Source organism: Lysinibacillus agricola, from assembly GCF_016638705.1.
Classification (GTDB): Bacteria; Bacillota; Bacilli; order Bacillales_A; family Planococcaceae; genus Lysinibacillus; species Lysinibacillus agricola.
The window spans coordinates 1,355,252-1,376,228 of the sequence record NZ_CP067341.1 but is presented as its reverse complement, the minus strand read 5'-3'; the positions used below and the strand labels follow the sequence as shown (position 1 = coordinate 1,376,228).

At 38.4% G+C, this 20,977-nt stretch carries 17 protein-coding genes and 1 pseudogene; 1 reads left to right on the top strand and 17 read right to left on the bottom strand.

The genetic code is table 11. The features are described from left to right. Positions 1-28 precede the first annotated feature (28 nt). From ymfI to FJQ98_RS06395, 16 genes are all read right to left on the bottom strand, one after another. Positions 29-760 (bottom strand): elongation factor P 5-aminopentanone reductase, encoded by a 732-nt coding sequence (gene ymfI / locus FJQ98_RS06470; protein WP_201406655.1) that lies wholly within the window; start codon positions 758-760, stop codon positions 29-31. Then, positions 757-2,061 carry an EF-P 5-aminopentanol modification-associated protein YfmH gene (yfmH, locus tag FJQ98_RS06465; RefSeq protein ID WP_053594268.1) on the bottom strand — a complete coding sequence of 435 codons (1,305 nt, stop codon included), beginning with the start codon at positions 2,059-2,061 and terminating at the stop codon, positions 757-759. The genes ymfI and yfmH overlap by 4 nt, the downstream gene beginning before the upstream one ends. Next, complete coding sequence (gene yfmF / locus FJQ98_RS06460; protein ID WP_201406654.1) at positions 2,058-3,329, bottom strand: EF-P 5-aminopentanol modification-associated protein YfmF; 1,272 nt, start codon at positions 3,327-3,329, stop codon at positions 2,058-2,060. Before yfmF ends, yfmH begins: the two co-directional genes overlap by 4 nt. 233 nt (positions 3,330-3,562) lie before the next feature. Next, positions 3,563-4,522 carry an ABC transporter permease gene (locus tag FJQ98_RS06455; protein ID WP_053594266.1) on the bottom strand — a complete coding sequence of 320 codons (960 nt, stop codon included), beginning with the start codon at positions 4,520-4,522 and terminating at the stop codon, positions 3,563-3,565. 1 nt (position 4,523) lies between these two features. After that, positions 4,524-5,570 (bottom strand): ABC transporter permease, encoded by a 1,047-nt coding sequence (locus FJQ98_RS06450; RefSeq protein ID WP_053594265.1) that lies wholly within the window; start codon positions 5,568-5,570, stop codon positions 4,524-4,526. Then, positions 5,570-7,117, bottom strand: a complete 1,548-nt coding sequence (locus FJQ98_RS06445; protein ID WP_053594264.1) for an ABC transporter ATP-binding protein — start codon at positions 7,115-7,117, stop codon at positions 5,570-5,572. Before FJQ98_RS06445 ends, FJQ98_RS06450 begins: the two co-directional genes overlap by 1 nt. 592 nt (positions 7,118-7,709) lie before the next feature. Beyond that, a complete protein-coding gene (locus FJQ98_RS06440; RefSeq protein WP_281399278.1) occupies positions 7,710-8,642 on the bottom strand; it encodes a BMP family lipoprotein in 933 nt (310 codons plus the stop codon). Positions 8,643-8,850: 208 nt separating this feature from the next. Next, positions 8,851-9,579, bottom strand: coding sequence for a GntR family transcriptional regulator (locus tag FJQ98_RS06435; RefSeq protein ID WP_053594262.1), 729 nt, complete (start codon positions 9,577-9,579; stop codon positions 8,851-8,853). Positions 9,580-9,766: 187 nt separating this feature from the next. Then, positions 9,767-12,070 carry an FtsK/SpoIIIE family DNA translocase gene (locus tag FJQ98_RS06430; RefSeq protein ID WP_053594261.1) on the bottom strand — a complete coding sequence of 768 codons (2,304 nt, stop codon included), beginning with the start codon at positions 12,068-12,070 and terminating at the stop codon, positions 9,767-9,769. A 69-nt stretch (positions 12,071-12,139) separates the two neighbouring features. After that, the gene (locus tag FJQ98_RS06425) at positions 12,140-12,430 is read right to left on the bottom strand and encodes a hypothetical protein (protein ID WP_143114713.1); all 291 of its coding nucleotides are present in this window, start codon (positions 12,428-12,430) and stop codon (positions 12,140-12,142) included. Between the two features lie 131 nt (positions 12,431-12,561). Then, entirely contained in the window at positions 12,562-14,229 is a 1,668-nt protein-coding gene (locus FJQ98_RS06420; protein WP_053594259.1) for a ribonuclease J, read from the bottom strand. A gap of 432 nt (positions 14,230-14,661) precedes the next feature. Next, positions 14,662-15,579 (bottom strand): 4-hydroxy-tetrahydrodipicolinate synthase, encoded by a 918-nt coding sequence (gene dapA / locus FJQ98_RS06415; RefSeq protein ID WP_053594258.1) that lies wholly within the window; start codon positions 15,577-15,579, stop codon positions 14,662-14,664. Positions 15,580-15,592: 13 nt separating this feature from the next. Next, entirely contained in the window at positions 15,593-16,630 is a 1,038-nt protein-coding gene (locus FJQ98_RS06410; RefSeq protein WP_053594257.1) for an aspartate-semialdehyde dehydrogenase, read from the bottom strand. 82 nt (positions 16,631-16,712) lie between these two features. Beyond that, positions 16,713-17,303, bottom strand: a complete 591-nt coding sequence (locus FJQ98_RS06405; RefSeq protein WP_053594256.1) for a dipicolinate synthase subunit B — start codon at positions 17,301-17,303, stop codon at positions 16,713-16,715. After that, positions 17,297-18,076: a dipicolinate synthase gene (locus FJQ98_RS06400; protein WP_053594255.1), complete on the bottom strand. Its 780-nt coding sequence runs from the start codon at positions 18,074-18,076 to the stop codon at positions 17,297-17,299. The genes FJQ98_RS06405 and FJQ98_RS06400 overlap by 7 nt, the downstream gene beginning before the upstream one ends. Positions 18,077-18,085: 9 nt before the next feature. After that, complete coding sequence (locus FJQ98_RS06395; RefSeq protein WP_053594254.1) at positions 18,086-18,349, bottom strand: YlmC/YmxH family sporulation protein; 264 nt, start codon at positions 18,347-18,349, stop codon at positions 18,086-18,088. Between the two features lie 137 nt (positions 18,350-18,486). On the opposite strand from FJQ98_RS06395, the pseudogene FJQ98_RS27495 reads away from it, so the two are divergent. After that, positions 18,487-18,615 (top strand): annotated as a pseudogene (locus tag FJQ98_RS27495) (GntR family transcriptional regulator); the annotation flags it as partial. Positions 18,616-19,608: 993 nt separating this feature from the next. Here FJQ98_RS27495 and FJQ98_RS06385 read toward each other — a convergent pair. Then, positions 19,609-20,832 carry a M16 family metallopeptidase gene (locus FJQ98_RS06385; RefSeq protein ID WP_053594252.1) on the bottom strand — a complete coding sequence of 408 codons (1,224 nt, stop codon included), beginning with the start codon at positions 20,830-20,832 and terminating at the stop codon, positions 19,609-19,611. Positions 20,833-20,977: the final 145 nt, after the last annotated feature.

Sequence of the window (20,977 nt, the reverse complement as noted above, 5' to 3'; positions counted from 1 at the left end):
ACACATGTAGTATGTGCAAAAAAGAATATTATATGTACCAGCCTCCATTTAATCGAATTATTTGCCCCGTTACATAATCTGCTTTTCCAGAAAGATAGAAGCGCACCATTTCAGCAACATCCGTTGTTTGTCCTATTGTACCTAACGGAATGTCCTCTAAAATATATTCAAGCTCATCTTCACTTAAATGACTGTTCATCGAAGTATTAATAAAGCCTGGTGCAATGGCATTGACACGAATTCGTGACAATGCCGCTTCTTTCGCATATGACTTCACAAAGGCATGTTGGGCGCCCTTCACAGTGGCGTAAAGTGCTTCACCTGCCGATCCAGCCTCTCCCCAAATGGAACCGATAAAAAGCACGTAGCTGACATCATGAGCGCGAAGCTTTGATGAAAGCAATGCCGTTAGACGCATTGGATTTTGCACATGGACACGCCATAATGCATCCATATCCTCCACCGTAGTATCTTCAAGTAGAGAATAATGTGCCTGACCATTTGCAAAAACAATCGCTTGTACATTAAAAATTTGCGATGCTAGCAATTGTGCCCCAGATACTTTTCGAAAAAAATCTCCCTGTACAAGCATAAACTCCTGTGCAGGGAAGTTTTCTGAAAGAGAACAATATAAAGCCTGTGCCGCTTTCTCATTGTTTGAAAAGTGTATGTAGATGGACCAACCATCTTCTGCCAGACTCTGACAAATAGTACGGCCAATCCCACCCGATGCACCTAACACGAGGGCAAACTTTTTCACTGTACACCCTTCTCTGTAGGTAAAATTTTAAAGACAGTTTGTTGAGACTCGCCTTGAATCGAAGAAAATGCTTTTTTCAAATCTTCAATCGTTAGTTCTTCTAGTACAGGCACGACATCGAACAAATTCATATCATTAAACGAATAACGTGTAAATTGATTAGCAATAAATTCAATAGAGTTTAGTGCACGTAAGAAGAAACCAATTTTTTTACGTTTCACTCGTTCTAAATCGGCACTTTCAAATTTTTGTGCATCTCCATCATACTTTGCTAATTCTTCCTTAATAGCTTTTTCTAATGCAGCGGGTTCTGTAGTATCTGAGCCAATTAAAGCAAAACCAAAACCATTTTCTAACGTAAAATCAAATGCATACGTTTCATCAATCAAGCCATCTTCATAGACACGCTCATAAAAATTAGATGTACGTCCAAAAATAAGTTCAAGTGCAATTTGAACAGATAGCTCATGCTTTAACATGTCACGACCAGAAAGATTTGTTTCTTTTGCTTTTAAGCCAATATATACTTTTGGCTTTTGTACATCCATATGCAATGCACGATCTTTGATAGCAACCTCTGTCGGCTCTTGATCAAAGAAGCGTTGAATTGGTGTTGGTTCAGGGAATTCTTTTTTGTTTTGATTGTCACGAATAAACGTCATCATTTCATTAGGATCTACTGCACCAATGACAAATAATAACATATTGGATGGATGATAAAATGTATTGTAGCACGTATATAAATGGTCCGCAGTAATACCGTCAATCGATTCTATTGTACCAGCGATATCAATTTTTACTGGGTGATTATGATACATATTTTCGATTGCTCCAAAATATAGACGCCAATCTGGCTGATCATCGTACATCGTAATTTCCTGCCCAATAATGCCCTTCTCTTTATTGACTGTTGCTTCTGTAAAGTAAGGCTCTTGGACAAAATTTAATAATGTATCTGTACTTTTATAAATATTGTCTGTTGATGAAAATAAATACGCTGTACGTGTAAACGATGTAAAGGCATTGGCTGAAGCGCCGAATTCACTAAACTTTTGGAATACATCGCCATCTTCTTTTTCAAACATTTTATGCTCTAAAAAGTGGGCAATGCCATCTGGTACTGTAATGCTTTCCGTGTCACCCATTGGCACAAATGTACGGTCAACAGAGCCGTACTTAGTTGTGAACGTCACAAACGTTTTTGAAAAGCCTTTTTTCGGTAAAATATAGACATCTAAGCCATTCTCTAGTTTTTCATAATACAATGTTTCATCTAATTGTTTGAATTCAATTGTTTTCATTGTGCGGCTTGCTCCTTTCCACATAAGAAATAGACCGCTTCTAGCTGTACTTGCTTCGCCATCTCAACAACATCTTCCTTCGTAACAGCTTTCCATTTATTGGCCCAAGCTTCAACAGAGAATTCCTCAGGTAAATCTTTATATTGGTCAAAAATTTCTATTTGTCCACGGGCAGAATCTAATGCTTCTTTTAGCTGATTTGTCAGCATTGCCTTTGTTTGTTCTATTTCCAAATCTGTAATATCGCCCGCTTGCATAACAGCAAGTTGTTCCTTAATAAGTGATAGCGCTTTTTCTTCATTCTTTGGTTCAATCCCTGACACAACAAAGACTAAACCATAATGTGATGCATATGAGCTTGACGCATAGTAGGCTAAACTTTTCCTTTCACGAACATTCATAAATAATTTGGCATGTGGATAGCCACCGAATACGCCGTTAAAGATTTGCATTTTTGCGAAGTCAGGACCGCCAAATCGTACTGGTGTACTAAAGCCAATATGCAGCTTTCCTTGCTTCATTTCTTGTTGTTCACGTACATAATCATTTTGTGGATGCTGTTGCGGAAGCACAGCAGGGATTTCTTCAAATGTACGATCATTAAATGGGAGCGCTTCTTTCAGTTTCGCCACGATTTCACCTTCATTTATATCACCTGCAATATAAATGTCTATTTTATCGTCAGCAAGCATGGATTGATATGCTTCAAACAATGATGTAGAGGTAATTTTTTGAATGTCCTCTACAGTTCCATTAGCAGAAATAGAGGCCGGTTCATTCGGACGTAAAATTTGCTGAAGGCGTTGCTGTGCAAAACGAGATTTATCGTCAAAAATGGATTCGATACGTTGGATGACCGTTTTCTTTTCACGTTCTACAATAGATTCCTTAAATACACCGTTTTCTAGATTTGGTTCAAATATTGCAGTGTGCAATAAACCAAGCACTTCATTTAAAACACTTGTATTTGCCAAATAATGATCATTAACAGCTTCTACATTCATCAGTACTGTATGTTCATTACCACGTTTGGATGTGTCAAAATATAACACTGTGCCATACATGTCATCCAAAAAACTTCGGAATGCGGCTGTTGTCGTATATTTGGCATTGCTGTGTTGCAAGACATTTGTTAACACTGTGCGTTCAGACGCATTTGTGGCCGTTAATGCTCTTCTCCATTTAATTGAAAAATTTACGGTTTTAAATTGGGTCGTTTGTCGGATATGCAAATTGACACCTTTTGCAAAAGGTATTGTTTTAAACATATGGAACCCTCCTATCTTTCTTAATATAACAAAGTACTACACATACTATACATGTCTATTGTCTATAATTGCAAAAAGAATCCAAAGTATGTATATGAAAAGTGATTATGTTTGTTGATTAACCTGTTTGAAAAAAATCAATCTCCAACTATCATTTTCCCAAACGCTTGAGATATGTACAAGAAAAAAGACTGAGCATTTTCGCCCAGTCTTTGTATATGTCTAACTTGTTTTTAGCGTTTCCCCTTAATATAAGGTTGACCACTAGCTTTTGGCGCATTTGCTTTACCGATAAATCCTGCTAACGCAAAGATTGTTAATACGTACGGTAAAATTTGTAGGTATACAGCAGGAATATCTTGAATGTAACGAATGTCGCTTCCTGCAACACTTAACGTTTGTGCTACTCCAAAGAATAACGCTGCGCCTAATGCACCGATCGGATGCCATTTCCCGAAAATCATTGCAGCAATAGCCATAAAGCCTTGACCAGCAATTGTTGCATGTGAGAAATCGCCTGTAATTGATTGCGCGTACACTGCACCACCAAGACCACCTAATGCCCCAGAGATGACAACAGCAATATAGCGCATTCTATTAACATTTACGCCCATCGTATCTGCAGCCATTGGATGTTCTCCGACAGCGCGTAAACGTAAACCGAATGGAGTTTTATAAATGATAAACCATGCTCCAATAGCTACTGCAAAAGCTAAAATTGACGTACTATAGACATCACGGAATAATAATGGACCAAAGAACGGGATATCCTTTAAATAAGGGATAGCGAAACGAGTTATTGGTTGGGCAATCATATCTGTTTGACCTTTACCATAAATCATTTTTACTAAGAATACAGTTACCGCTAAACCTAATAAATTAATAGCAACCCCTGATACCGTTTGATCAGCACGGAAGGAAATTGAAGCAACAGCGTGGAGAAGTGAGAAGATTCCTCCAATAATAACAGCTGCCAGCATAGCCACCCAAATTGTTGCTGCACCAAATGTTGAAGCAAATTCTAAATTGACATAAATACCAACAAATGCACCAACAATCATTAAACCTTCTAGCCCGATGTTTACAACACCAGAACGTTCAGAGAATACACCACCGATTGCAGTAAAAATTAAAGGTGTTGCATAAAAAATTGCAGAAGGGATGATGAAATATAACATTTCTAAAAAGCCCATGTTATTGTCCCTCCTTTTTCTTGCTTAACTTTTGTAAAGCTACTCGAATAATATAACCTGATGCTACGAAGAAAATAATTAATGCGATAATAATAGATACGATTTCCTCGGGAATACCTGCAGCATTTGGCATATTTAGTGCTCCGTATTTAAGTGAGCCGAATAATGAAGCCCCAAATACTACCCCTAGTGGCGTGTTGGCGCCGAGTAAAGCAACGGCGATACCATCGAAACCTATACCTGTAAAGCCTGCTTTAATAGAAGCATTTTGGAAAGTACCTAGTGCCTCCATAGCACCACCAAGACCTGCGAACATACCTGAAATCGTCATCGCTAAAATAATGTTTTTGTTGACGCTCATACCAGCATAGTCTGCAGCATGCTTGTTAAATCCTACCGCTTTAAGCTCATATCCACGTGTTGTTTTTTCTAAAATGAACCACATAACAACTACCATCAACAGTGCAATAATGATGCCATAGTGAAGACTTGAATTGTCTGTAAGCTCTCTTAAAAACGGAGAACGTAAAGAAGCTGATTCATGAACGCGTTCTGTTTTAAAGCCACCGTCAGACAATTTTTTGATCACTGCATTCGCAATATAAAGCGCAGTGTAGTTTAACATAATTGTCGCTATAACTTCGTGAACTTTAAATTTCGCTTTTAAGAAACCTGCAATAAAGGCCCAAAATGCACCTGCAGCAGCTGCCGCAAGTAATGCTAATGGTAAGTGAATAACTTTAGGTAGTTCAAATGCATATCCTACCCAGGCTGCTGCTAGCCAACCTAAAATCAGCTGACCTTCAACACCGATATTGAATAAACCTGTGCGGAAGGCAAATGCCACTGCAAGACCTGCCAATAGGTACGGTGTAATTTGACGGATTGTGTTCCCAATTGAATATGAATCTCCAAAAATACCTGTCCAAAGGGCAATATAACCTTGTACTGGGTCATAGCCGCTGACTACCATTACGATAGCACCAACAATTAAACCGATAATGATAGAGATGATAGGAACGAGTATATTAATGACACGATTTGACATTAGTCGTTCCCCTCCTTCGCATCATTTATGTTATTTTTATTACTTTGTCCTGCCATTAATAGGCCAAGCTCTTGTTCTGTTGTTTCTTTTGGGTTTAATTCATCCACAATTTGACCATCATATATAACAGCAATACGGTCCGAAACATTCATGACCTCATCTAATTCAAATGAAATTAACAGTACTGCTTTTCCTTTATCACGTTGCTCGATAAGGCGAGAGTGAATAAATTCAATTGCCCCTACGTCAAGACCACGTGTTGGGAGTGCCGCAATCAATAAGTCTGGATTACGATCAATTTCACGACCGATAATCGCTTTTTGTTGGTTCCCGCCTGAAAGGGCACGAGCCGGTGTCATTTCACCATTACCAGTACGTACATCATACTCTTCGATAACTTGGCGCGCTTTTTCAGACACCTTGTTGTAGTCCATGACAAAGCCCTTAGCAATTGGAGATTGGTAATATGTTTGCAGTACGATATTATGGCCAATTGGGAAATCTAATACTAAACCGTGCTTATGGCGGTCTTGCGGGATATGCCCAACGCCTTCCTCAGTAATTTTTCGAGGTTTCATATTTGTAATATCTTTGCCATTTAATTTAACGTTACCATTCTTTATTTTACGTAGGCCAGTAATGGCTTCGATTAACTCAGATTGTCCGTTGCCATCGATACCCGCAATACCAACTATTTCACCTTTACGTACTTTTAAGTTCAAGCCTTTTACTTTATCGATATTACGGTAGTCTGTAACAACTAAGTTTTCGATTGTAAGCACTTCATCAGTTGGTTTTGCTTCTGTTTTTTCTGTTTTAAATTCAACTTGACGACCTACCATCATTTCAGCTAATTGGTTAGGGTTTGTTTCAGCAGTTATAACCGTTCCAATCCCTTCACCTTTTCGGATAATCGTCACACGGTCAGAGACTTCCATAATTTCCTTTAGCTTATGGGTAATTAAAATAATTGATTTGCCCTCTGCAATTAAGCGGCGCATGATCTGAATAAGCTCTGTAATCTCCTGTGGTGTTAAAGATGCAGTAGGCTCGTCAAAGATTAAAATTTCGGCACCACGGTATAGTGTTTTTAAAATTTCAACACGCTGTTGCATCCCCACAGTAATATCCTCGATTTTGGCATATGGATCAACATCTAAACCATATTTTTCAGAAAGTGCTTGTACTTTCTTTGCTGCATCTTTAATGTTGATAATTCCCATTTTTGTAGGTTCAGAACCTAAAATAATGTTCTCTGTCACTGTAAAATTTTCCACTAACATAAAGTGTTGATGGACCATACCAATCCCTAAATCATTGGCCACATTTGGGTTTGTAATTTTAACAGCCTTCCCACGAACTCGAATTTCGCCACCCTCTGGTTGATACAAACCAAAAAGTACGTTCATTAAAGTCGATTTACCTGCACCATTTTCACCAAGTAATGCATGGATTTCGCCTTTTTTCAGTTGGAGGGTGATGTTATCATTCGCCACGAAATCACCGAATTCTTTGCGGATTCCTAGCATCTCAATCACGTATTCCAATTTTGTCACTCCCTTAATAGGCACTTTTATCAATTTCGCCTTGGCGTAATTGTGGCTGTCGCTTTGTTTTCGCTTTGCCACTGACGCTTCGTTAACACTTCGCTTTCGCGCAGATAAACAATGCGTCCAGTTATTGAAATGTTATTTAGATTTGTTTGAGACAAACTTAATTTTAATTATTTTGTCGATACTAATAAACTAATCTAAATACTAGCCATTGTCACTGTTAGCTCAAAGTTTTTCACTTTGGACAACAATGACTTCAGCCAGAGGTTCTATCTTCGTTCAGTGGGCATTATGTACCCTATTAACAAAAAATTCACGTATATCTTGTCCCACCAATAGAGGTAGATATTAAATATTTGCTGAATGAAGATAAATTAATACAGGAAAGGTCATCGTTAGAAACCTTTCTTCTATTAACTTGATACCATCATTACTATTCTTGCGATAAACTCATATAAAATTACTACCTCTATGGTAATGATAAATAGAGTCAAACAGAGTATTGTAAATAGTCGAAATATAACGATAGATTGAAAAATCATCATAAGGGTCTTCTAAAAGTCCCTTATGATGATCAAAAGATGAATTATTTTTCCGCTTTTTCTGGAACTTTGATTTCACCCTTAGCAATTTTTTCTTTATATTCGTCAATGACAGTTTGAACATCTTCTGGGATCGCACCACGAGAATCCGCAAGTTTCACTCCGTCTTCAGCTAAGCCATAAGTAAGCGTTTCGCCACCTGGGAATTCACCGTTTTTCGCTTTATTTGAAATATCTACAACTGCTGTGTTAACACCTTTTAACATAGAAGTTAAAGTTACATTTGTTTTGTCGTCTACTTTACCTTCTTCGTATTGGTCAGCATCTACTCCGATTACCCAAATGTTTGCATTAGGATCTTTTTTCTTACGTTCCTTTGCTTCAGAGAATACACCGTTACCAGTTGCACCAGCAGCGTGGAAGATAACATCTACACCTGAAGAGTACATGCTGTTTGCAGTAACTTTACCAAGGTCAGCTTTATCAAATGCACCAGTGTATTTTACTTTAATTTCGATATCTGGATTTACAGCTTTTGCACCTTCAACGAAACCAGCGTGGAAGCGGTTGATAACTGGAATATCTACGCCACCTACAAAACCAATTTTACCTGATTTAGACATTTTCGCAGCAGCTACACCAGCTAAGTAAGCACCTTCTTGCTCTTTGAACAGTACAGATACTACATTGTCTGCTTTTACTTCAGCGTCAATGATTGCGAAATTATTATCTGGATTTTCTTCAGCTACTGCAGCTATAGCGTCTTCCATCATGAAACCAATACCGTAGATTAAGTTAAAGTCACGACGTAATAATGCGTTTAAATTTGAATCATAGTCTGCGTCTGATTTTGATTGTAAGTAGTCAAAGCCACCATCACCTTTTTTTAGGTCATGTTCTTTACCGTAAGCTTGAACACCTTCCCAAGCAGATTGGTTGAATGATTTATCATCAACGCCACCTACGTCAGTAACCATTGCAACTGAGAACGCTTCTTCTTTGTTGCTTTCGCCTGATGCATTTTCATTTTCTTTTGCAGGTTTATCGTCATCTTTCTCACCACATGCACCAAGGATTGCACTTGCAGCTAATACTGATGTTAATACTAAGCCAAATTTACGTTTTTTTCATTTTTGTTAACCCCCAAAGGTATTGTAATTAGCAGGAAAAATATTTAGAAATGTTCTACACCCGTTTTCGAACTACATGGAAGCTGAATTTATCAGCTCGGAAATAATTTTTTGAATACAGCACTACTTGATCATGATCATCGTAATGCAACTGCTTTAATACTAAAAGAGCTGTTTCACGGCCGCAATTTAAAATCGGTGAAGCTTGCTCATGATACCCGACTGGATCGATATATGTTACAGCATAGGCAACATGAATTTTACCGGATTGTTCAAGTGCAGAGAAAAGTGAAACTTCTTTTTTTTCTACAAAGTCAGTTGGCAGGAAGCTTGCTGGTAATCTGTCTATACAGTAAACTACTGGCTCACCATCCGCTGTTCTGACACGTTCAATCGTGAGTATTTTATCTTCGTCATCACATTGGAAGCGTTTTAAATCTTCCTCAGAAGGAATGTTTTCCGTCGCCTTTAAAAAGCGGGAACCGGGCTCCATACCTGCTGTTTCGATCATAGAAGAAATGCTCGATAAATGCTCGATGCCTGATGTAAACAATGGCTTAGGGTTTACAAACGTACCTACCCCGTGTCGACGCACAATGACATTCTCCTCTTCCAACAGTCGTAGCGCTTCTCTAAGTGTTGCTCGACTGACTCCTAGTGATTTCGATAATTCAAACTCTGAAGGCAGTTTTTCATTTTCTTTAAAAATGCCTTTTTCAATGTCAGACTTTAAACGATCAATTACTTGAAGATAGAGATGACGATGATCTGCTTTAATAGTCACATATATCACCACCAAAATCAGAGATCAGACATCTGATGTACAACATTCCTACTAATCGTTCATAAATATAACATTTTTGTAGAATGAAATCAATTACGCCTTATAGTAATTGCGTCATAATTTTGAATTGTACTTATGCTTCCACAATGTAGACATCATAATTCACCTTTTTGTCGATATTTTGGCACTAATTATCGTATTGATGAATGAGCACTTGTCGAGGTTTACTACCCTCTGAAGGCCCGACAATACCGCGTTGTTCCATTTGATCGACAATACGAGCAGCTCTCGAATAACCGATACGGAAGCGGCGCTGCAACATCGAAACAGAAGCCGTCTGCATACTTACAACTAACTGTACAGCCTCATCAAATAATTCGTCCGTTTCCTCTAAAATTGTCTCTTCTTCGGTCGGAATCATTTCCTCCTGATACTGCGCCTTTTGCTGTTCTATAACAAAGTTAACAACTGACTCAACTTCTTGATCTGATAAAAAGGCACCTTGCACACGTTTTGGTTTAGATGCACCGGCAGGTAAAAACAGCATATCTCCTCGACCGAGTAAACGTTCTGCTCCACCCATATCTAATATCGTTCTAGAATCGATTGCTGACGATACCGCAAAGGCAATACGTGAAGGAATATTTGCTTTAATAACGCCTGTCAACACATCTACACTTGGTCGTTGGGTTGCAATTATTAAATGAATCCCTGCTGCGCGTGCCATTTGCGCTAAACGTGTAATAGAATCCTCTACATCACTTGATGCAACCATCATTAAGTCCGCTAACTCATCTACAATCACAACAATATACGGTAATTTTGGATGTTTTTCATCGGTTTGCTCATTTACCTTTTGTACATGGCTATTGTAGCCTTCGATATTACGTGTTCCTGTGTGAGAAAATAAATCGTAGCGGCGTTCCATTTCTGACACTACTTTCTTTAGTGCCTGCGACGCTTTTCGTGCATCTGTGACAACTGGCGCTAGAAGATGAGGAATTCCGTTATAAACATTTAATTCCACCATTTTCGGGTCAATCATCATCAGTTTTACTTCATGTGGTTTTGTCCGCATGAGTATTGATACGACAATGCCATTTATACACACACTTTTCCCACTACCCGTTGAACCTGCAACAAGTAAATGTGGCATTTTATTGAGCTCGGCGAGTACTGCTTGACCTGTAATATCACGACCTAAAGCAACTTGCAATAATGCTTCTGGCTTTGCTCCGTCTTTAGATTCTAACACTTCACGCAGTGTAACAATGGCTACCTCACTATTCGGTACTTCAATACCAATCGCAGACTTCCCAGGAATTGGTGCTTCCATACGAATATCCTTCGCAGCAAGTGCTAAGGCAAGATCATCCTGTAAGTTTACAATTTTACTAACTTTCACGCCTACATCTGGTAATATTTCGTATTTCGTTACAGCTGGACCTAAATGAACCTGCGTTACTTTTGCCTTTACACCAAAGCTTTGCAAAGTTTGTTCAAGCTTTTTCGCATTGGCCTGAATAACAGAATATTCACCGCTTTGATCATGCTGTGGCGGTAATTGTAGTAAATTATAAGAAGGAAGTTGATAATCTGCATTTTCCACAGCATCTGCACCTTCAATATGGACATCATCAACAATCTCTCCATGTTCAATTTCTTCATTTTCAGCAGTTGGAAATGCTTCTCGTTCATGGGATACATTTTGAGTGAAGGCAGAGATAATCGGTTCATGAGAAACTTCTTCTTCCTCTTGTATCTCAGGCGTCTGATCGACAGCAGCAATTTCATCCTTGCTTTCCACTTTTGAACGTCGATTATTAGGTTTCTTCGGCATACTTTTTTTCTTATCACGATGTTTCTTTTGCCATTTGCCAAAAAGGTCGGGCATTTTTTCCGCTAAATATGGAACAAGTGCCTTTCCTGTTACTAAAATTAACCCGATAAAGAAAATAGCCCATGCGACGACCTTCGCGCCTGTTGCCTCAAATAATACATGAAGAGCACTAAATAACAGTGCACCAATCATTCCACCGCCAAGTGCATTACTTCGATGGATAATACCCTCTGAATTAATTAAAATCCGCCAAGATTCTCGCAAAACAGAATCTGATAATAAACCACCAGATTTTGATAATTGTTCAAAAAGAATGCCGTGACTAAAAATTGTTAAACTCATAACAATTAGGAGCATACCTAATAGTAGACGATCGTAAATGCTTACTTTTTTCCGCCCAATCATCAGTAACAATGCAACAAATATAAGCATAAATGGCACAGCAAAATGTAAATTTCCAAAAAGAAACATTGCTATTGTTTGTAGAATACGTCCAATCATGCCATATTCAAATATCATAATAACTGCAAACGCAATTAAGATGAGCCCTAAAATTTCATACATTAGCGGATGCATTTCTTTTTTTTCTGTAGTTGCTTTTCCTGTAGTTGCTTTTCTTTTAGTGACTTTTCTTTTTTTACTAGTCGCCATCTATTTCACCTTCTTTTACAAATCCATTTTATATATGTAGCGAATAATAACATGTAGAACTTGATTATTTCAAAAAAAAGACTCAACACCATAACGTGTGGTTGATTTCCGAACCGACTGGGCACTTTGTTGCTGTCGCTTCGCTTTCGCACAGATAAAACATTTGCCGCTGACGCTTCGCTTTCGCGCAGATAAAACATTTGTAGCTGCCGCTTTGCTTTCGCTACAGAAAACATTTGTAGCTGCCGCTTTGCTGTCGCTACAGAAAACATTTGTTGTTGCTGTCGCTTCGCTTTCGCACAGAGCAAAGCTTCCTGGGGGCGTCCGATGAGCCGCTTGGGCCAAAAGGATGTTGGTCACGAAGGCGTTATCACAGAACGTGATGCTTATAAATGTCATCCCCAACTTTTAGGATTGAGCCAAAAAAAGGATTTTCCACCGTTTACATTCGGTTAGAAAATCCTTTTTCATTCAACGATGATCTTACATTTTTAATATTCCATAATAATTGGGATAATCATTGGGCGGCGCTTCGTTTTTTGGAATAAATACGTATTCAGTGTATCTCGAATTTCTTGTTTAATGTTTGTCCATTCGAATGTATCTTTACCAACGTATTTTTCAATAACATTTTTAGCAATATCAGAAGCTTCTACCATTAATTCTTCTGATTCGCGTACATATACGAAACCACGTGATAAAATTTCTGGACCAGATGCAATTTTCTTTTGAGCACGGTTTAATGTTACTACAACAATGAAAATACCATCCTGCGATAATAACTTACGATCGCGAAGTACGATGTTGCCTACATCGCCAACACCAATACCGTCTATTAATACATTACCAGCTTGTACACGGCCACTCATTCGCATTTTACCATTTTTATATTCTACAATATCCCCTTTATCGGCGATAAAAATTTGTGATTTTTGCATACCTAGCTGTTGTGCAAGCTTAGAGTGAGCAATAAGCATGCGGTACTCACCTTGCACAGGGATAAAGTACTTTGGTTGCATTAAGTTAAGCATTAACTTTAAATCCTCTTGGCTACCGTGCCCCGAAACATGTACATTTTTGCTAGATGTCAGAACTTCAGCACCAGCTTTTGCGATGGAGTTCATCGTATTAGCCATCTGTACTTCCATACTAGGAGACGGTGTAAAAGTAATTAATACTGTATCATCTTGCTTAATTTTAATGTCTCGGTGATGTTTGCGAACGATTTTTTCTAATGCATCAAGTGGCTCCCCTTTATTACCTGTTGCAATAATAATAATCTCATCATCTTGATACTTTTGCATTTCTGAGATAGGGATAATTGTATCTTCCTCTACCGTTAAGTGGCCTAACTGTACACCTAAATCCACAGCTTTCTCTAAAGGTTTTCCTACAATAACTACTTTACGGAACGATTTTTGAGCTTGTGTAAATACTTGTTGAATACGAATAAAATTCGATGCATAAACAGCAACTAAAATACGACCTGATGCTGAATGGAATGTTTTTGATAATTGCTCCTCAATCACAATCTCAGAAGTCGTATAACCTGGTCGCTCAGCTTCAGACGACTCAGATAACAGAATAAATACGCCTTCTTCCCCAAGCTGTGCCATTTTTGCTAAATCAGGCTTAAATTTACCTGTCGCTGATTGATCGAATTTAAACTCTCCTGTATGAACAATTGCTCCTTCAGATGTATGGAACACTACCCCTAACGAATCGGGAATACTATGTGTTGTATGGAAGAATGTCACATACGTTGAATTAAAATTCATACGACTACGGTTCGTAACCTCAAAGAATTTCACCTGATGTGGTGCAGGTAAATCCTTTAAATGTTCCTTTGCAAGTGCAATTGTTAGTTTTGATCCGTACACTGGCGCTTTCACTTTTTGTAATACGTAAGCAATCGAGCCAATTGCATCTTCATGACCATGCGTTAAGAAAATCCCTTTCACACGATCTTTATTTTCTTCTAAATACGTAATATCTGGAATTACGATATCAATGCCCAGCATTTCGTCTTCTGGGAACATTAAGCCGCTATCCACTACAAATAGCTCTTCGTCAATTTCTACTACGTACATTGCTTTCCCAATTTCGCCCACGCCACCAAGTGGGATGATGCGAATTAGTTCATTTTTCTTTTTTGTCAATTTATTTCCTCCTAAAAAATATCCCGAACAGCAACCACTTAACATTTATTATACGGTTTGCAAAGCTTTTGCACAAATTAAAAATACAACTTTCATGGTGGAAACAGAAATTTTTTACAAAACAACGTACAAGAAAATAAATCAATGAAAGACGCAACCCTTTAAAGTTGCGTCTTTCATGTGTACTAATAGTGCGAGATAAAAAGTAATCCGATAAATGTAAAAAACATTCCGATAAACGATGAAAATGTTCCGAAAATTCAGAAATGATACCGATATTTCACGAAAAGGTTCCGACATTCTTATTGAATATAAGTTTACGAAATACCCAAATTGCGGAAAATAACGGCCTTATTCTTCTATATAATCAAAAAAGACCGTAAACAAACTAAAAAATCTTGAGTTTGTTTACGGTCTGAGAGTTTAAGTAAATTAACTAAAGGTACTTATTTTTCTAAAGCTGCTCGCTTTTTCTTGATACGTATCCCAAATTCGGTCAAAGTTTGCTTTTTCTTCATCTGTCATTTCCATCATTGGCAAACGAACATTGAGTGTATCAAAGCCTAATTTTGTCATCGCATATTTGATAGGCGAAGGGTTTGGTTGAGCGAATAGCGCACGTACTAAAGGTAATAATGCTCGGTGAATTTTGGCTGCTAGCTCGTGATTTCCTTCTTCAAACGCTTTAATCATTAATTGCATATCATTTCCAACAACATGGGCAGCAACTGAAATAACACCTGCTCCGCCGATTGCTAGTAGTGGAAGTGTTAAACCATCATCCCCACTATAAACTAAAAAATTATCATCTGAATCAACATTCTCAATAACATCGCCCATTTGATCTAAATTGCCGCTCGCTTCTTTAATCCATGCAATATTAGAAATTTTACTTAAAGCAACGGAAGTTTCATAGGCAACATTGACGCCTGTACGTCCTGGCACGTTATAAAGCATGACAGGTAAACTTGTTTCTTTGGCAATTGTTTCAAAGTGCGCAAAAATACCGCGTTGATTTGGCTTATTATAATATGGCGCTACAAGCATAATACCATCTGCACCATTTTCTTCAGCCTTGTGCGTCATTGCAATAGAGTAAGCAGTTTCGTTATCCCCTGTACCTGCAATAACGGGTACACGACCTGCTACTTTTTCTACTGTAAAGCGTACAACTTCAATTTTTTCTTCTGTGGACATAGTTGGGTTTTCAGAGGTTGTGCCACATGCGACAATACAATCTGTACCATTATCAATCAAATGATTAATAATACGTTCTAGTTCTGGATAATTAATCGTGCCATCTTCTTTGAACGGCGTAATCATCGCCGTTCCAATTCGACCTAAATTCATCCTTACACCCCTCTTATAGTAAGTTATCCTCAAGCATTGCTTCTGCAATTTGGATTGAGTTTAATGCAGCGCCTTTTAAAAGATTGTCAGAAACGATCCATAGGTGGAATCCTTTTTTATTGTCTAAATCTTGACGGATACGTCCTACAAAAGTAGCCTCTTCCCCTTCTGCATAGATAGGCATTGGGTAAGTTTGTGTTGTGATATCATCTTGTAATACCACACCTGGTGCACTGCGTAATACTTCAAAGATTTCTTGTAACGTTGCTTCTTTCTCTACTTCAATATAAACAGATTCAGAGTGTCCTGAAACGACTGGCACACGAACGCAAGTTGCAGCTACTTTTAGCTCTGGTGCATGCATGATTTTCTTCGTTTCATTAATCATTTTCATTTCTTCGTATGTAAAGCCATTGTCTGTAAATTTATCGATTTGTGGAATGACATTACGAGCGATTGGATAATGACGTTTGTCGCTACCAGAAGGTAAAATATTTGCTTCTACATCCTTACCTGCATCCCAGTTTACACTTTGTGCCTTTAATTCTTGAATGGCAGAAATACCTGCACCTGAAACTGCTTGGTATGTCGATACAATAATTTTTGTTAAGCCAAATGCATGACGAATGGGCTCAAGCGCAGCCATCATTTGAATTGTAGAGCAGTTTGGATTCGCAATAATTCCTTTATGCTTAGCAAGATCGCCACGATTTACTTCAGGTACAACTAGTGGTACCTCTGGATCCATGCGAAAATGGCTCGTGTTATCGATAACTACTGCGCCACGTTTTGCCGCTTCTGGTGCAAGCACGGCTGATACCGAACCACCAGCTGAGAATAAAGCGACATTGACGCCCTCAAAAGCTTCAGGTGTCGCTTCTTCTATTGTATATGTCTTATCATTAAATTCGATTGGTTTTCCTGCTGAACGTGCAGAAGCTAAAAACTTAATATCTCCGATTGGAAAATTACGTTTAATTAGTTGCTCCATCATTTTTGTGCCTACTGCCCCTGTTGCCCCAACAACCGCAACTGTTAACTGCTTTGTCATCTGTCATCTCTCCTTGAATACAAGTTCCATAATGTGTGCTATTGTATCACAAAAATACTGAAAATTGTGTGTAATTCGTGAATTATTTGAAATATTGTACTAACAGCGGTTGTAATTGCTTTTTCTCCGTAATCGCTTCATGAACAGTAGCGACCATTTGCTCAAAATCGGCAATCAAGGAATTGGGTTTCGAATGTGGTGAGTCCTGCCCAAATGGAATAAAGTAAATATTTTTGGCATTTAGTAGCCTCATAATATTCAGACCATTTAAGCCAAGAGCATCATTTGTTGAAATGCCTAGGATAACAGGCGAACCGTTGCGCAATGTTGCCTTAGCAGCCATTAACACCGGACTATCTGTTGCTGCATTAGCAAATTTACTAATACTATTACCTGTCATCGGTGCTATAACCATCGCATCCAGTGGATTGGATGGTCCGAATGGTTCTGCCTCTTTAATAGAGGAAATAACCTTTTGTCCAGTCAATTCCTCTATCTTCGCAATCCATTCCTCCCCCGTACCAAAACGAGTAGCCGCATGTAAAACGGAATGCGTAATTATTGGGATAACAGTTGCTCCTACATCTTTAAAGTTTTGAATTTTAGGTACTACATCCTCATACGTGCAATGTGAGGCTGTAATACCTAAACCTATTCGTTTCCCCGTTAGCAATTTTCCTCCTCCTCTATTGCCTTGCACAGTATTGTAGCTGCATCATGTGCAAAGTATTTCCCAGGTAATGACGGCAATAGCACGTACGTTTGTAATTGATCGGCGTCAATATCTAAACAGCCCGGCTCCGAAGCCAAATCATATAGTACAACTGGGACATGTTCTTGGAATGATTCAGTAATCCACTTAGCTGGAATCGTATTGATAAATATCCCATCATTAATTGACCATTTACGATCATCTAAATTCGTAGCTTTATAACCATATGCCTTTGCTTCACTCACTTGTACAACTGAACGCGCTACTATATGGACATTAGCGCCCATCTTTACGAGTAATGAAGCGAGCATTTTGGCGGTGCGCCCAAACCCTGCGATAGTAAAGTTTTGTCCGTAAATACATTTTTGCTCGAGTCCGTAAAACGTGGCGATAAACCCCTCCGCTGTTAATCTTGCGTTTTGCCAAATAAAAGATTCTTGTTGTAAATAGCAATTTGTTTCATTTCTCTCAAGTAAATGCTTCCAATGCATAGTCAAACGCCCTGTATAAAATTTAACTTGTGATATTCCATAAAGCTGTTCCACTTCAATTTTTAATGGAAGAATGGGAAGAATAATTCTATTTGGTTGGAATTCTAATACAAGCTTATTTAGCTCCTCATTCCAAACTGATGTTCTTTTATAAAATACAGTTCTCGATGGGCTTCTTAGCATTGTAGCTAATTCCTTTAATCTTGGATCCTCACCGATAACAAGCCATTTTTCGTTTTCCAAAAGCTCACCTCACTGTAAAAATTCTGACTGTACCGTCGTTGTTTTGTTAAATAAAATCCGGTCTTCACCAATTAGTATAATTTCATGCCAAGGTATCATTTCACTAACTTTCACTTTCTTTTTTTGGAATGGCAATTTATCTTTAACAATCTCAAAGCCATGTATCTTTCCTGTTTGCACATCTAATAGACATTCTGTATGTGCCAGTATGCCAAAGTGTACGCCACCCTCAACTTGAATTAACTCTTTATCCACCATCTCTGATAGTAGCATTCCTCATCTCCCTCCTTGAACCGTTACCCCAATATATGCCGAGTTTTTGCAATTCGTGACCCTTACCCAAATTACGAAAATATTGCATTTACCCGCGCCATCTGTATACAGATGTGTGAAGTGAAAAATTTGTACATATCCATTTAAGCAACGCCAGTGATAAACCCATTTATGAACAAATAACTGTACAGCTTAAGGAAGCGATACTAGCCAATAAATTACAGGCAGGTGACGCACTACCATCTATTCGTGCACTTGCAAAGGATTTCAATTATGCCAAGGCGAAATTGATAAGAGTTGATCTTCGTTCCGGCTGGGCGACTCCTTGGGGATCAGCAATAGAGGAACGAAGGCTAAAACCATCACGTTAGTCGGAACGGAAATCAACCACACGTTATGATGATGAGCTTAAAAAAGAACATGGCGAAATTTTGTTATTTGGCAAAGATATTGTCGAATTTGAATTATCGATAAAAAACGACATCGGTGTGGTTTTTGACGATTTTCATGTACCTGAAAGGCTCAATGTGACGCAACTCGACAAATTATGAAGAAAGTGTTTAAAACGTGGGATTCAGTTTTTTTGAGCGATTAGCCTTCTAAGAGGAAGAAAAGTACAAGAATTAACCCGAGGAATGAGGATGAAAGATGAAACGGTTAATTTTAGATGAAGTAACGAGTGAACTAGGCTCAATAATTCGTATTGAAATTCTCGCTTTATTTTTAGATTTTATGCAGGATGAAACACATTAAAAAAGATCGCTGACTATATTATATTGATTCACAATGGTGAAATTTTATTTAGTCAAAGTAAGGATATACTGTTCTATGAGTACCGTATTTTTAAAGGAAGAAATGGGGAAATATACGAAAACCAAATCATGTCTTATAAGAAGGCAGAATGGAGCCTTTTGTATAGAGGTACTAGTTATAAAGTAAACAAAGTATTTTCACTAAAAAAGCCTACGTTTGAAGACATAATACTATTTTATGTGGAAGGTAGTATTTTAAATGTTAATCATAGCTATAATACTCTTTTGGTGCAGCGTGTCTAACCATAATAATGATGAGGAAACGTTGATTTTTTACGGAGAGTGGTGACTCCTGTGAGATAAGCTTGCGCTGAAAGCCACCAGGAACGCAATGACGAGGAGATTGAAGCCAAGCCCGTGAGTGCACCTACTCGGAGTGAAAATCAACCTTTATAGATACAGATTTGTAGACAAGCTGAAAAGGTTGCCTATAAAAGGCAACCTTTTTTAAGCTTCTGGGCCAATAATTGAAATGGCTGGCTCAGCTTTCATGATTTTTGCTATTAAACGATCTACCGATTCCATGGATACGGCATCGATGGACGCTAATACTTCGTCTACTGAACGATGTTTACGATGCACTAACTCACTTGTGCCGTTGCGATTCATACGAGCACCTGTCCCCTCTAGACCGAGAACAAAACTACCCTTGAGCTGCTCTTTCGCATTATCAAGCTCTTCCTCTGTTACGCCACCTGCCACGATATCAAGTAATGTTGCATCAATTGTATGCTGTAGCTGTGATAATTGCTGACGACTTGTACTACCATAAATCGTAAATGCTCCAACATCAGCATAACAGGATTGGTAAGAAAAAATTGTATAAGCTAAACCACGTTCCTCGCGTACTTCTTGGAACAAACGAGAGCTCATATTACCACCAATAATATTATTAAGTGCAATAAAGCTATACATATCTGGATCCTTTACACCGATTGCTGGATAAGAAATGGCTAAATGCGCTTGCTCCGTATCGCGAGTTTTTGAAATCTCTCCTGGATAAAAATGAGGATTCGTTAATACAGGTTCAACCGCAAGTCGAGATGGCTGATATTGGCCAAATAAGTCCTCAATTGTTTGCATGAGCTTTTCAGTAATATTTCCCGCTATTGAAATAACAACTGATTCTGGACCATAATGTTTAGCCATATAGTTACGTATCATAGTTGCTGTAAATGTTTTCAACGTAGCAGGAGTTCCCAGTATTGGACGACCGAGTGCATCATTCGGATACATAACTCCCCATAGCTTTTCATGAACATCGTCATCAGGTGCATCTTCACTCATCAATATTTCCTCTAGCACAACTTGTCGTTCTTTCTCTAACTCTTCCTCTGCAAACGTAGAGTTAAAGAACATATCTGCTAATATTGTGACTGCAAGCTCAGCATGGTGGTCTAAAACCTTTGCGTAATAACAAGTATTTTCCTTGGATGTAAAGGCATTTAACTCTCCACCAATTCGGTCAAATTCTTCTGCAATTTGACGAGCTGTTCGAGTTTTTGTCCCTTTAAAAAGCATATGCTCTATAAAATGCGTAATGCCATTTTCCTCAGGTAGCTCATAACGAGATCCTGCATTCACAAAAATGCCTAGCGCAACAGATCTTACATGATCGATTTGCTCAGACACAATACGCACACCATTCTGACATGTATGTACTTGTACCAAAAAATCTCCCCCAATTTATCTCTAGTTCTACATCAAAGGCATAATGTGGGATCTTCAGAAGCTTCCCCCAAAATATCCCTTATAGAACCATTTTCCTTATAGTTGATTTAAAAAAGGCTGCGCATTATACGCAGCCTTTTCTACA